Source organism: Microcoleus sp. BR0-C5 (genome assembly GCF_036705045.1).
GTDB lineage: Bacteria > Cyanobacteriota > Cyanobacteriia > Cyanobacteriales > Microcoleaceae > Microcoleus.
This window is the reverse complement of the sequence record NZ_JAUBTR010000030.1, coordinates 30,237-43,794: the sequence shown is the minus strand read 5'-3', so window position 1 is coordinate 43,794 and position 13,558 is coordinate 30,237. Positions and strand designations below refer to the sequence as shown.

General features: G+C 44.9%; 13 protein-coding genes. 4 read left to right on the top strand and 9 right to left on the bottom strand.

The annotated features are described in order from the left end of the window. Positions 1-3,174 (bottom strand): methionine synthase (gene metH, locus QUB08_RS16250; protein WP_333225683.1); only part of this gene is annotated, 3,174 nt, incomplete at its 3' end. A gap of 202 nt (positions 3,175-3,376) precedes the next feature. Between metH and QUB08_RS16245 the strand changes: the two genes are divergently transcribed. Both QUB08_RS16245 and QUB08_RS16240 read left to right on the top strand, forming a co-directional pair. Next, a complete protein-coding gene (locus tag QUB08_RS16245; RefSeq protein ID WP_333225682.1) occupies positions 3,377-3,613 on the top strand; it encodes a hypothetical protein in 237 nt (78 codons plus the stop codon). Between the two features lie 340 nt (positions 3,614-3,953). Beyond that, positions 3,954-4,577, top strand: a complete 624-nt coding sequence (locus tag QUB08_RS16240; RefSeq protein ID WP_333225681.1) for a type I restriction endonuclease — start codon at positions 3,954-3,956, stop codon at positions 4,575-4,577. A gap of 67 nt (positions 4,578-4,644) precedes the next feature. Here the strand turns inward: QUB08_RS16240 and QUB08_RS16235 are convergent, their stop codons facing one another. The 6 genes from QUB08_RS16235 to ispE form a co-directional block, all read right to left on the bottom strand. Further along, entirely contained in the window at positions 4,645-5,388 is a 744-nt protein-coding gene (locus QUB08_RS16235; protein WP_333225680.1) for a hypothetical protein, read from the bottom strand. 105 nt (positions 5,389-5,493) lie between these two features. After that, positions 5,494-6,174, bottom strand: a complete 681-nt coding sequence (locus tag QUB08_RS16230; protein WP_333225679.1) for a dual OB domain-containing protein — start codon at positions 6,172-6,174, stop codon at positions 5,494-5,496. A 79-nt stretch (positions 6,175-6,253) separates the two neighbouring features. After that, positions 6,254-6,706: a DUF488 domain-containing protein gene (locus tag QUB08_RS16225; protein WP_333108398.1), complete on the bottom strand. Its 453-nt coding sequence runs from the start codon at positions 6,704-6,706 to the stop codon at positions 6,254-6,256. Beyond that, the gene (locus QUB08_RS16220; RefSeq protein WP_333225678.1) at positions 6,684-7,310 is read right to left on the bottom strand and encodes a DUF488 domain-containing protein; all 627 of its coding nucleotides are present in this window, start codon (positions 7,308-7,310) and stop codon (positions 6,684-6,686) included. The genes QUB08_RS16225 and QUB08_RS16220 overlap by 23 nt, the downstream gene beginning before the upstream one ends. Before the next feature lie 66 nt (positions 7,311-7,376). Next, complete coding sequence (locus QUB08_RS16215) at positions 7,377-7,739, bottom strand: DUF3082 domain-containing protein (protein WP_333225677.1); 363 nt, start codon at positions 7,737-7,739, stop codon at positions 7,377-7,379. Positions 7,740-7,922: 183 nt separating this feature from the next. After that, positions 7,923-8,900 (bottom strand): 4-(cytidine 5'-diphospho)-2-C-methyl-D-erythritol kinase, encoded by a 978-nt coding sequence (gene ispE, locus QUB08_RS16210; RefSeq protein WP_333225676.1) that lies wholly within the window; start codon positions 8,898-8,900, stop codon positions 7,923-7,925. A gap of 90 nt (positions 8,901-8,990) precedes the next feature. On the opposite strand from ispE, the gene QUB08_RS16205 reads away from it, so the two are divergent. After that, positions 8,991-10,517 carry an ATP-binding protein gene (locus QUB08_RS16205; RefSeq protein WP_333225675.1) on the top strand — a complete coding sequence of 509 codons (1,527 nt, stop codon included), beginning with the start codon at positions 8,991-8,993 and terminating at the stop codon, positions 10,515-10,517. Positions 10,518-10,749: 232 nt separating this feature from the next. On the opposite strand, the gene rsmA is transcribed toward QUB08_RS16205, so the two are convergent. Further along, positions 10,750-11,571: a 16S rRNA (adenine(1518)-N(6)/adenine(1519)-N(6))-dimethyltransferase RsmA gene (gene rsmA / locus QUB08_RS16200; protein ID WP_333225674.1), complete on the bottom strand. Its 822-nt coding sequence runs from the start codon at positions 11,569-11,571 to the stop codon at positions 10,750-10,752. A gap of 282 nt (positions 11,572-11,853) precedes the next feature. Between rsmA and galK the strand changes: the two genes are divergently transcribed. Next, complete coding sequence (gene galK, locus QUB08_RS16195; RefSeq protein ID WP_333225673.1) at positions 11,854-12,933, top strand: galactokinase; 1,080 nt, start codon at positions 11,854-11,856, stop codon at positions 12,931-12,933. On the opposite strand, the gene QUB08_RS16190 is transcribed toward galK, so the two are convergent. Beyond that, positions 12,923-13,297 (bottom strand): signal peptidase I, encoded by a 375-nt coding sequence (locus QUB08_RS16190; protein ID WP_333225672.1) that lies wholly within the window; start codon positions 13,295-13,297, stop codon positions 12,923-12,925. The two genes, galK and QUB08_RS16190, sit on opposite strands and share 11 nt — an antisense overlap. Positions 13,298-13,558 lie beyond the last annotated feature (261 nt).

The window sequence follows — 13,558 nt, the reverse complement described above, 5'->3', positions numbered from 1 at the left end:
TGTTGCAGCCACAGGCAAGATGCCTGTGCCACTTTCTGTTGCAGCCACAGGCAAGATGCCTGTGCCACTTTCTGTTGTGGGGCGGGCATCTTGCCCGCCACTGATTATTGTTTGCCCGCCACTGATTATTGTTTGCCCGCCCTTCATAATTTCTGGGTGGTACAAATGCAAAGAATTGCCTTCAGCTTGACAGGGAAAATACCCGTAAATGGCTTGCGGATGCAGTAATTTTTCGGTGATAATTTTGTGTTTCCATTCCTCCAAAATCGGATAAACTGTCTCAGCTAAGAAAGCGTCGTATTCTTCCCGCGATTGGTCTTTGGGCTTGCGGAACTGCCACTGACCGGCAACTAAAGCTTGCAAATCTAAGTGCCAGAAAATCTCCTCAAAGGGGATCTCTTCTCCCTGCAACAGTTTCGTACCCCAGAAAGGAGGAATCGGGCGATCGATATCTGCAGCAACTGCTTCGGATCGCCTGGTATCTATCACCACAGGAATGTCGGCTTTCTTGGCATCTTCTCCAGAAGTTTCTGGCGCAGGTTTAGCTTCTTTAACCGCCCTATTCTCCTGCCCTATTTCATCTAAAAATCCTTGCAAATCTTCCCATTTACCAGCAGATTTGGCTGGCATGAGTTTGTCCATAAAGTGCAAGTCAGAAAACGCATCTTTGCCATAAACGACTTTACCTTTGTAGGTATTTTGACAGTCTTCATGTACAAACTTGGGAGTCAAAGCCGCGCCGCCCAAAATTACCGGAACGGTGATTCCTTTCTGGTTGAATACTTCCAGATTCTCTTTCATGAACGCGGTGGATTTTACCAGCAAGCCACTCATGGCAATACAGTCGGCTTTGTGCTTTTCGTAAGCTTCGATGATATTGTCAACCGACTGTTTAATACCCAAGTTAATCACTCGGTAGCCGTTGTTTGATAGGATAATATCAACCAAGTTTTTGCCGATGTCGTGAACGTCGCCTTTGACAGTAGCGATGATGAATGTGCCTTTGGCATTGTCCCCGGATTCGGACTTTTCCATGTACGGTTCTAAATAGGCAACTGCCGCTTTCATTGTTTCTGCTGACTGCAATACAAATGGCAGTTGCATTTGTCCCGAACCGAACAATTCTCCGACTACTTTCATCCCGTCTAGCAAGAAGGTATTGATAATGTGGAGGGGGGGATAGGTTTCTAATGCTTTGGCGAGTTGGATGTCGAGCCCGATGCGTTCGCCGTCGATGATGTGCTGCTTGAGACGTTGTTCTACGGGGAGGTTTGCGTCTTCTGTCCGATCGCGCTTAGTAGTTTTGCCCGCAAACACCGTTGTCAGGTCGCCCAAGGGGTCGTAAACGCAAATTTCGCCGTCAAACTCCCGTTCGTCGTAAATCAGTTTACGGCATATTTCTTGGTGTTTGGGGTCGATTTTCGCCAGGGGCAAAATCTTATTCGGGCTGACAATTGCCGAGTCCATTCCCGCTTGCATTGCTTCGTGCAAAAACATGGAATTCAAGACTTGTCGCGCCGCCGGATTCAAGCCGAAGGAGATGTTAGAAACTCCTAAAATTACGTGACAACCGGGCAATTCTTGGCGGATGCGGCGGATGGATTCGATGGTAGCTTTGCCGTTTTTTCTGTCTTCTTCTATCCCGGTAGAAATTGGCAAAGCTAGGGTGTCAAAAAAGATTTCCTCGGCGGGAATTCCGTAGGCGACGGCGGCGTTATAGGCGCGCTGGGCGATCGCAAATTTTTGGTCAGCAGTTCTGGCCATCCCGTCTTCGTCAATTGTACCAATAACTATGCCCGCGCCGTATTTTTTCGCCAACTCTAAAACTTGATAAAAACGCGGTTCTCCGTCTTCGTAGTTAGTGGAATTCAGCAAACATTTGCCGCCCGCAACTTTTAACCCTGCTTCCATCTTTTCCCATTCTGTAGAATCCAGCATTAAAGGGAGAGTTGCATTAGTCACAACGCGGGAAACTAATTCTTTCATGTCGCGCACGCCGTCGCGGCCGACATAATCAACGTTAACATCGAGAATGTGCGCGCCTTCTCGCACTTGTTCCCTGGCCATTGCTACTAAACCGTCCCAGTCTTCGGCGTTTAGCAAATCTCGGCATTTTTTGGAACCGCTGGCGTTGAGTCTTTCGCCGACAATTAAGAAGGAATTTTCTTGTTCGTAGGGTTGGGCGCTATAAATTGAGGCGGCGGATGGTTCCCAAGTAATTTCGCGGATTTTGGGTTTAAGAGTTTTGCCAATTTCTGCTAGTTCGCGGATGTGATCGTAGCGGGTCCCGCAGCAGCCACCGATGACTTGCACGCCTAAGTCTTCGACAAAGCGCATCAAGGCCATTTTTAATTCTATTGGCGTGAGTTTGTAGTGCGCGTGGCCGCCGATGTTTTCGGGTAAACCAGCGTTGGGAACGCAGGAAACGACGAAGGGCGAATGTTCGGAAAGGTATTTGACGTGTTCGGCCATGCGATCGGGCCCGGTGGCGCAGTTGAGGCCTAAAATGTCGATCGGGTACGGCTGCAAAATCGCGAGGGCGGCGCTGATGTCGGAACCTACTAACATTGTGCCGGTGGCTTCCATTGTGACTGATACCATTAACGGAATTCGCGCACCTTTTTTCTTAAATACTTCTTCAATCGCATTTAATGCTGATTTAATTTGCAGCACATCTTGACAAGTTTCGACAATAAATAAGTCAACGCCTCCGTCATAAAGTCCTTCTGCTTGTTCGGTAAAAGCGGCAGTGAGTGTGTCGAAATCGATGTGTCCTAATGTGGGCAATTTGGTGCCTGGCCCGATCGATCCTGCGACAAATCGAGGTTTTTCTGGCGTGTCAAATTCGGCGGCGATACCCTTGGCGAGTTCGGCGGCAGTTTTGTTGAGATAATATGCTTTGTCTGCCAAATCGTACTCGGCGAGAACGATGGAAGCCGCCCCAAAGGTGTCTGTTTCGATGACATCGGCCCCTGCTTCGAGGAATCCCCGGTGCACGTTGGCGACGGCTTCCGGCTTGGTGTGGACGAGATATTCGTTGCAACCTTCGTATTCTTTGCCGCCAAAGTCTTCTGCGGTGAGGTTTTGGACTTGCAGGTTGGTTCCCATTGCGCCGTCGAAGACGATGACGGGGCGTGAGGGGTGGTGGAGGCGATCGAGGAATCTGCTATTCATAAGCGGTCAAAAAAAACGCAGGTGCTATATATTTACAATTTTATCTATTGTGCAATATTGTCAACTATTATGTGACTGTTGGCAAAGGGCTAATTACTGAAGGATTTAATGCTGCTGACAATAGTTCGTAGGCCGGGGCCGGGGCGTAGCCATCGTACCTGTAATTTTACCGATCGCCCTGGATTCTTGTCAAAATTCTGTTGTGGGTGAGGCTGCGGGGGGAAAACCGGCGAGTTGTGAGGGATTTTTTCGCTTAACTGTTGAGGAATTTTCGCAAAATGCGATCGCCACAATTAAACGAGTGATGTTAAAGGGCGATCGGATTCTCTTACAGGAAGCGGGGGAAGATGTAGGTGCGATAATTTTGGAAGCAGAGTTTCACCAGCTAGATTATCTGATGGCAGAACTCAAACCGTCACACTTCTTGACTAAAAAATAATATTTTTATGAATATGAAGGAGGAATTCACTGCATTTAGCCGGACGAACTTTTAGATAACTGTGATAACATCAAAGCTGATCTACAGGAATTTGATAAATTATTTTGCTTGTTACCCACAGAAGAGATGGGAGAGGATGTTGATATTTTTCTGCCTGTAGCTATCCTCATGTCGGTATATAGATTCTGGATACCGGAATACTTAATGGCTGAGAAAAATTTGGTGGGCAAATGCTAGGATAATAGTATTTTACATTGTTGGATCGCACAACCACAAGAGAAAAATCGAAAGATGAAAGTGCAAATTTATCTAATTAAAGAAAAAGCAAGTAGATAAAATTATGGTGGAAACAATTCAAGCCCAAAATATAATCCTCTATGACTTAGAAGCAAAGTTTGGTTTACAGCGGATAGACGACGAGCAATTTTTCCGGGAATGGCAAGATAATTTAGCGGAACTAACAGACTCGGAAAAGCAAGCACTAGATGAAGTAACAGCCGATTATATGCACTTGTCCAAGTATCCAATACTTGAGCCAGTTGTTAAATTGGTTGTGCTTGCTCCGCTATTAAGACTAGCAGGTTTTTATCGCCCTCCTTTTTACTTGAGTGCTGAAAAAGAGGTGATAATTGAATCTGAAGATGAGGGAACGATTGTCAGAGGACGCCTCGATTTACTGGTATTTACCCCAGATTTTTGGGTATTGGTAATTGAGGCCAAGAAGTCACAATACTCGCTAGAAGTAGGAATTCCCCAAGCTTTAGCATATATGCTGGGAAATCCTCATCCAGAAAAACCTGCTTTGGGATTTGTCACCAATGGGATTGATTTTATTTTCCTGAAAGTGACAAATCAAGGAACACCTAAGTATGCGGAGTCGTATTCTTTCACGCTGCGGAGCAAGGATGGGTTGTACACTGTCCTGAAGGTGTTAAAGCGCTTTGCTCAATTATTCAGGGAATAGGTTTTTGTATTGCAAACAGTATTTAAGGGCGCTCTTATTGATTAAAAGGGATTTTCTAACTAAAGCATTAAGATTTCTTTCTCATCCTTTTGTTGGAAGGTCTTTTAGGCAGTCGCTTAATTTCACTTTCGCCTCCTTGAATTTCTCCTTTTTTGAGATTTTCTTCTACTTCTTCTATAATTTCTAAATCAACAATTTCAACCTCGCTCCCGCAGATTTCTTCCTCTTCCTCAATCTCCTCCAACTTCTGTTGATTTGCGATTAACTGCACGGCTAACCCAGAAGCTTGAACAGACAATTCTTCGATTTGGTCAGGAATTTCAGCTTCTCCCATCCCATGCTCAATTCCCTCATCCGTAGCAGGAAAGTTATCAATTTCTTGACTCATTTCAGTTTCTCTGATTTCCTTGTCTACTAGCTGCATGGATAACTGCTGCTTTTCCCTTGACAATTGCTCAACCTTAGTTCCAAGCATTCTAATCTGTTCATTGAGAACGCGAATTTCTCGGTTTTGCTGCTGAATCATTTCTTCTGCATCAGCAAGAGTTCGATTTCTCTCTAATATAAGCTCATTTTTAGTTTCTAATTCCAAAGCGCTCATAGCCGCTTTAATTACATTATAAAAATGTGGCTTAGATACATCAACTTGTTTAGCATTATGGCGACTTTTTCCCAAAAGTCCAATCTTTTCTCCTTGCTTAACAGCCAAAACAAAACCTTGATGATTTTTTATTTTTAATTCTTTGACAAAATCAACTTGAACTAAACTGCAAATATATTTGTGACAGTCAAAATAAAATTCTGCTTTCATCAAAAAGCACCCCTTTCTGCTATAGTCCCGCAGAATTATAGCACGAACAGAGTTTTTGCGGTAAGTAAAAAGAAATAAATAATCGATCGCCCATTTTGGTCAAAACTAAATTTCATCATAAACAACATCTTCCGGCAACTCTACCACACCCGCAATCAACTTCCAACAAGGGTCATCTCCATCCCAATCATCGGGCCGCCAAGGCATACTCAAACTCACTGTTACCAAACAAGCTTTTTGCGGTAGATACCCCAATTCTAACTTTCTAATAAACACCGGATCGGTAATTGTTGCAGTCAATCTTTGACCATGCTGCGTGACAATAGATCCTTCCCATTTATTACCACCTTCAAATCTTTGACTTAGCTTTTTTACCGTAAATCTTACTGCTTTGACTAATTGCAAAGTTAGGCGATCGCACATTGGCAAAGACTGCATATATTCCACCGTAACATATCGCAAATCGTTGTGCAAAATATATTCTTGACTCTGGCAATATTTCAGCAAATATGCTGGCGGAACTTTCCCTACTTGCCGCCATTTTCCCGGTAAAACAGAAAGATTTTCACACTCAAAGCCAAAGTCAGACCCCGTCTTCGCCAGAGGAATTTCTAGAACATCTAACAACGCGGGTTCAAGTCTATTTATCTGCCGCATTTCTTTAGGAATTTGGCCATCTGGTAAGTCGGAAACAGGACGCACCCACTTACCTTGAAGTTCATTAATTCCGGCGATGCACCTGTCGCCGCGTTTCCAGGAATTAGCGAGACAAATTATCCGAGTCATTCGATTTTAGATTTTAGATTTTAGATTTTAGATTTTAGATTTTAGATTCATCCCACAATTATCTAATCTTTTCACTAAATTAAAGATGATTAATTGTGACATTTTTCCACTTCTCGCTGAGATATTCAGCAACTAAGCGGCGGTGACAATTATGAGGTTTTGGTTCGCTACAAAGCAGACACCCGCAGTCTAAAATATCCGATGAAACCTTGTGTTCAATTTGTCTATCGCCCATCAACTCCAAAAACTTCTGTTCATACACATCCCAATCTCCCTTTTTCTTTTTATAATCATCCAAAATATCTTGAGTCGGCGCTAAATCCAGAATGTGAACGTACTCAATATTGCCAATGGTTCGCAAAAAATACTCTAAATCTTTCCGCTTAGCAAAACCCGCCAACTGCGATACATTATTCAGCCGCGTATCTATCACCCTGCGGACTCCCGCTTTCATCAAAGTATCAAAAAACTGCTCGGCGCTTTTTTGAGTAAAACCAATTGTAAATAAATTAATGGCTTTCTTTTGTGACATAAGCGATTTCCAATCCGTGACGATAATAAGCTGTTTCTAAATCTACTATTTCCTGTTTAACTTGAGGCTCTAATTCAAACAAGCTTAGCTGAATGGGCTCATTATTTTTTTTGCCTTTGTTAAACTTGCTCAAAAGTCTTTCTTCTAAATGCTGGTGCGATTCTAAATTGCCATCGGAAAGAATGTGATTAATTTGTAAATTAAATTCTCTGAGTTTCTGGCAAACTAAAATAGTCCGATGACAAGTAATCGGGTCTTTTTCCGCACACATTAAACAGATTTTATAATTTGCTGCGCCTTGGATCAACCGCTGAATTCCTTCGGAAAATAGAGGAGTTGCTGCTATGCGATCGTATAAAGCTTTACCGCTAGTATCGTAACAGCTTAAATCCTCTGGTCTCGCGCCCAACTCTTTGCCTAAAAAAACATATTGAATCCCGACACTTGACAGAGAAGCTTTAATTTCAGATTTATTAAAATGAGGTAAATAGCGACTAAAAGGATGCGATCGCACGTCCGCAACCGCCGTAATTCCCTGTTGTTGCAGCAGCAAAACAAACGCTTCAATACTCAGATTGGAGTGTCCGATTGTAAATAATTCCATTGCTTCGATCTTACTATTCAGTCTTTGCCTTGCGGAGGAGAATTTGTGTATCCCGATGGTTTCAACCTATAGACTTCTACCTGTGGGTTTTTTCAGCAACTTTTGAATCAAAAGTTGCACAGCCAGCAGCATCAAACCCAAAGATGCAAAAGCAAAAACACCCGCACCCAAAGCCACAATCCCCATGACTAAAGTTCGCACAGCCGCGCCAATATTAATCGCAGTCACATTGTCAGAATGAATGGGGGAATTTGCAAAAGTTTGGACGATCGACAAAGTTAGCGCGTACAAAGCCGCCGCAAACCCGCCCGCGATTAGCGAACCCATCACGCACCGCAAAATCGTCGGCGGCGTGGAAGATGCAGGGGTTGCATCTCCAGCCGAACTCAGAGGTTTAGAAGTAGAATTTGAATTAGTTAAATCAGTCATGGCGATTTTAGATTTTAGATTTTAGATTTTAGATTTCTGGTTAATTCACCAAAACTAAAATCCCTGTTGCATGACATATTATCAGTTCTTCGATCTCAATAGACTCTGCGAAAAGTTAGATTAATCTTGACCCTCGCCTGTTAGACAGGTTTAACGGGCGATGGCGATCGCACCCTCTGCGAGTTACACCCTCGAAATCGGCGGTTTCGTCTCGTTTCCCTCCGAAAAAATCTGAATCCCAGTATTGCTAAACTGTGCTACCCAAAAATCCAAATCTGGAGAAGCGATCGCACTTTTAACCCGTTCCAAAACCTGCTGAGCCTGCTTTGGAGACTCCGCCAGCGCAAACACCGTCGGCCCGGAACCCGACATCATCGTCCCCAAAACCCCCGCCGACTCAAAAGCCTGCCGCAACTGCAACACCTGCGGGTACACAGGTAAAGCAACTTTTTCTAAATCGTTGTGCAGTAATTGACCAATTTTAGATCGATCTTTTTGGGCGATCGCCCCCACCATCGGGCCCGAATGCAGCCGTTGCCGGCGGCACTCCAAATCTGCCACTGCACAATAGGAACTACTGAACTGCTGCCGATAAGTTTGATACGCCCATGCGGTAGAAAGACTGAGGTTACGGTACTTGGCCAACACCACAGAAAAGCCCCCCAAATCAGGCAGTGGCGACAGTTGATCCCCGCGACCAGTTGCCAAAGCCGTACCTCCAGCAATGCAAAAAGGCACATCCGAACCCAAAGTTCCCCCCAACTCTTGCAACTCCGACTGAGTAAGTCCCAATTGCCACAGCAAATCCATCCCGACTAAAACCGCAGCCGCATTTGCAGAACCACCGGCGAGCCCCGCCGCCACCGGAATCTGCTTGTGAATAACAATCTCGACTCCGCCGTATTTCGCCAAAGCATCGGGGAATTGCTTCGCCAACAAATCCGCCGCCCGGTAGGCCAGGTTATTCTTATCAGGAGGGACTTGTGGGTGATCGCAGCGCACGCGAATCGTGTCCGTACCGATCGCGCGCAAGTCAATTCGATCGGCTAAATCTATGCTTTGAAGTACCATCGCCAGTTCGTGAAATCCGTCGGGGCGATCGCCTATGATTTCCAGATACAGATTGATTTTTGCGGAAGCTAGCAGAGAATATGAACGCATAGGTGATTAAGCCGCAGGTGAAAGAAACCCCTGGTTGAAATTAATTGACACCAGTCAGAGTCCATTTTCTCACAACTCAAAGGAAAAATTATGCAGGAAATGTGGAAAACTTTTTTTAGTTCCGGGTCATTTATTCCTCACGGTCACTGCTATCTCTGGCAGACCCAGTTAGTCTGGCTTCACGTTGCCTCAGATTCTATCATTGCACTCGCGTATTTCTCTATCCCGATTACACTGATTTATTTTATTTCCAAACGCGAAGATTTGCCCTTTGATTGGATCTTTGCCCTGTTTGGAGCCTTTATCGTCGCCTGTGGCATCACTCACATATTTGAACTCTGGACACTTTGGCATCCTACCTATTGGCTTTCAGGAACAATGAAAGCAATTACTGCCCTTATTTCATTTGCTACAGCCATACTTTTGGTAGACTTAATCCCTCAAGCCCTAGCACTTCCCAGTCCCGCACAGTTAGAATCCGCCAACCGACTCCTAGAAGCTGAAATTGTCGAGCGCCAATTAGCCGAAGCTGCACTAAAAAAAGCCAAAGAAGAATTAGAAATTAGAGTTGAGGAACGCACCGCAGAGTTAAAATTTAAAACTCAACATTTAGAATTGGCAAACCGACTCCTAGCATCGGAAATTGTCGAGCGGCAATTAGCAGAAACTGCACTAAAAAAATCTAAAGAAGAATTAGAAATTAGAGTTGAGGAACGCACCGCAGAGTTAAAGTCTCAAACTCAACATCTCGAACAAGCCTTGTCTGAATTGCAGCAGGCTCAATCAAAGCTAATTCACAGCGAAAAAATGTCATCTTTGGGGCAATTGGTCGCTGGGGTTGCTCATGAAATCAACAATCCGATCAACTTTATTTATGCGAATGTTACTCACGCTCGCGAGTATGCCGATAGTTTGCTAGAATTGGTGAATATCTATCAAGAGCAGTATCCGAATCCCCTACCCACACTTAAAGAAAAACTCCAGTCTGTAGATTTAGATTTTATTATCTATGACCTACCAAAAATATTGATTTCTATGAAAAACGGGGCCGAGCGCATTCTCGGTATTGTCAAGTCGCTGCGAGTTTTTTCGCGACATGACGAAGCAGAAATGAAAGTAGCCGACGTTCATGAAGGAATTGACAGCACACTGATGATTTTGCAAAGCAGATTGAATGCTAAGCCCGGTTTGGCGAATATTCAAGTTATCAAAGAATATGGCAATTTACCTCGAATAGAGTGCTACCCCGGACAGCTAAATCAAGTGTTTATGAATATCCTGGCTAATGCTATTGATGCTTTAGAAGAGGACAACCACAGCGAGTCGATTGCAGCCAATGAAGCTAATCGTCGCCTCATCAAAATTTCGACCAAACTTTTAGAAAGTGAAGTCGTAGAAATCCGAATTAGCAACAACGGGCCAGAAATCACAGAATCGGTGAGGAACCAGTTATTTAATCCATTTTTTACCACTAAACCAGTAGGTAAAGGCACGGGATTGGGTTTATCGATTGGCTATCAAATTATCACAGTAAGACATCAAGGCGAATTGCAGTGTATTTCTGCACCGGGGAAAGGTGCAGAATTTATTATTAAAATTCCGATTAGCCTGCAATAAACCTTTAAAAATCCACAACGAACAGACCTAAATTCAACTATTTGTAGTCAGGCCGAAGAGTCCTTATTTATAAAAAAACAGCCGATCCAGATACCAGACTTCTTTAAAAATTCGAGTATCTATAGCGGTTCTCAAGCGTGGTGAGGTATGCCCGATGCCCGATGCCCGATGCCCGATGCCCGATGCCCGATGCTTTATGTTACTGAGAAAGGCTATAACAGAATCGTTAACTTCAAACCACGCACATAAGATTATTGCTCAACTTTACCCATTGATCTACGCTTAAATCTTCAGCGCGAGATTGAGGATTGATCTGTAACTCTTCTAGCAATTGAACGAGTTTATCTAAATCCACAGCCCCTTTCAAATTATTTCGCAGCATCTTGCGCTTGCTACCAAATCCCAACTTAACTAAATTCTCCAAATAGCGCGGATTAACCGCCGCAGTTTCTATCTGTCTGGGAAGCAGCCGCACCACAGCCGAATCGACTTTTGGCGGCGGAAAAAAGTCTTTAGACGGCACATCGCAAATTAACTCGCATTCTGCTAAATACTGCACCCGCACTGACAGCGCGCCAAAAGCTGTCGAACCCGGTTTAGCGTAAAGCCTTTGGGCCACTTCTTTCTGCACTAACAGCACGATCGCATCGAAGGGTTTAGCCGCAGGAACAGATATCGTTCCCAGCAGTTTTTGCAGGATCGGGCCGGTGATATTATAAGGAATATTGGCAACAACTTTATTAGGATTTTGGAATTTGGGAAATGCCGTTAGTTCAGCCTCTAAGTCCATTTCCAGGAAGTCGCCTTGCAGCAGTAAAAAATTGTCGGTTTTGCCGAGTTGTTTGGCTAGCTTGACACACAAATCTCGATCGATCTCCACAGCAACAACAGACTCAGCCGCAGGCAGCAAGCGTCGAGTCAGAATCCCCGTACCCGGCCCAATTTCCAGGACGCGATCGCCATCCAAAGAAGCCGCTTTCACAATCTTATCTAAGGCTTTCTCGCTTTTGAGCCAATGTTGAGCAAACTGTTTTCGGGGTCGGGTCGATCGCATTTTTTGAATTGTTGGAGAAATCTTAGCCTGTCATTCTATCACAGCTCAATATCTTTTACCAACCTACGGTGATGTTTATTTTTGTTAACAGGGGTTGAATTAACCAAAAAACTTGGGCACTATAATAAAATAAGGACAAACGATAAAAAATAAATTTATTTCTTCCCAATTACCAACAGCACAACACCTAAGTCACGGAGACACGGATAGCTGTTTTTCCAAATAACCAATAACAAATAACCAATAACAAATAACCAAGAACCAATTACCACTTCCCCAAAAATGAAATTCCAACGAGTATTTGGTACATTACCCAAAACCACAGCCAGCGCCCCCGGCCGAGTAAACCTGCTGGGCGAACACACAGACTACAACGATGGATTTGTACTTCCCACTGCGATTCCCCAGCGCACCACAGTACAAATCGGCTTCAGCAGTGACGATCGACACCATGTTTATTCAGCAGAATATGACGAACTCATAAATTTTTCAGACGACGATACCATACCGCAAAAATTCGTCAGTTATATCTGTGGCTGCCTCAGACTTTTAGAAAAAGAAGGATACAAAATACCGCCAATAAATCTTTACATTAGCTCGAATGTGCCGATCGGAGCCGGTTTGTCCAGCAGCGCCGCTTTAGAAATAGCAACCCTCAGAGGACTGCGCGCGCTGCTGAACCTCCCCATAGACGACGTGCGCCTAGCTCAAATCGGACAGCAAGTGGAAATCCGATATGCAGGCTTGAACTGTGGTATCATGGATCAAATGGCGTCGAGTTTAGCAGACACCAACACCATGCTATTTATCGACACCCGCAGCCTCGAATGCCGCCCGATACCTTTTCCCACAAACACAGAAATTTTAATAATTGACAGTGGCGAAAGCCACCAACTAGCAGCAGGAAGCGGCTACAACAAGCGGCGCGCCGAGTGTGAAGAATCCGCGCGGATATTGGGAGTTAAAGCTCTTAGGGATATCGCCGATCCCAAAGCTGTCGAAGTATTGCCGGAACCCCTCAGAAGACGAGCGCGCCACGTCGTTACCGAAAACAACCGCGTACTCGAAGCGGTAAAATCTTTGCCAGCAAAACGTTTTGGCGAGTTAATGAATGCTTCCCATGCCAGTCAGCGCGACGACTACGAAGTTTCGGTGCCGGCAGTAGACACGCTGGCGGCAATCTTGCAGTCAATCCCCGGAGTTTTCGGCGCAAGGCTGACGGGCGGAGGTTTTGGCGGTGCTTGCGTAGCGCTGGTGGAGAGTGGGAAAGCGGGTGCGATCGCATCCGAGGCGATCGATCGCTACCAGCGCGCGGGTTATAGCGGCCGCGTTTTGGTTCCCGAAGTTAAAGTTAATTCTTAACTCCAGAACTATCTCCCGACAGGGAAGGCCAGCGCACAGTGACAATAACCGAATCCTCCTCGGCCGACCAATAATGAGGCACTCCCGGCAGCCAGAGAGCATAATCTCCTTCGCGAGACAGCAAGATTTCTTGCTCTGGAAATTGCAGGCGAAACCGCCCTTTTACCAGGATAGAAAGCGTTGTTGCTTCCGCATTTACCGCCCACTGAGTCCTACAATCTCCGGCGGTGTGAGTGCCCCATTTTACCTCTAAAACAGAAGTCGATCGCGGGTCATTTTCAGGCGTCATAAAGTGACCCGCAAACCAACCGCCGCGACTTGCACCTTCAGCGCCCGCATTTCCGAAAACCACTTGAGATGACATCAGCTAATCAGGTAAACAACAAATAGCTTGAGAGCACAAACTCTACGTTTTATACTCAAGGAAATCCCGCTCGATCGCTCATGCCGTAGGGACACTCCAAGAGTCAATAGGTGTCAACTTAACGTACAACCGATAGTCAGACAGGGGTTGAAACCCCTGCCTCAAAGCTAAAGTCGTCTGAAGACGACTAATGAATTTTTCAGTCCTCTTTGAGAGGACTTTCGCTATTAGACAGACAGTCCGACAGGGGTTGAAACCCCT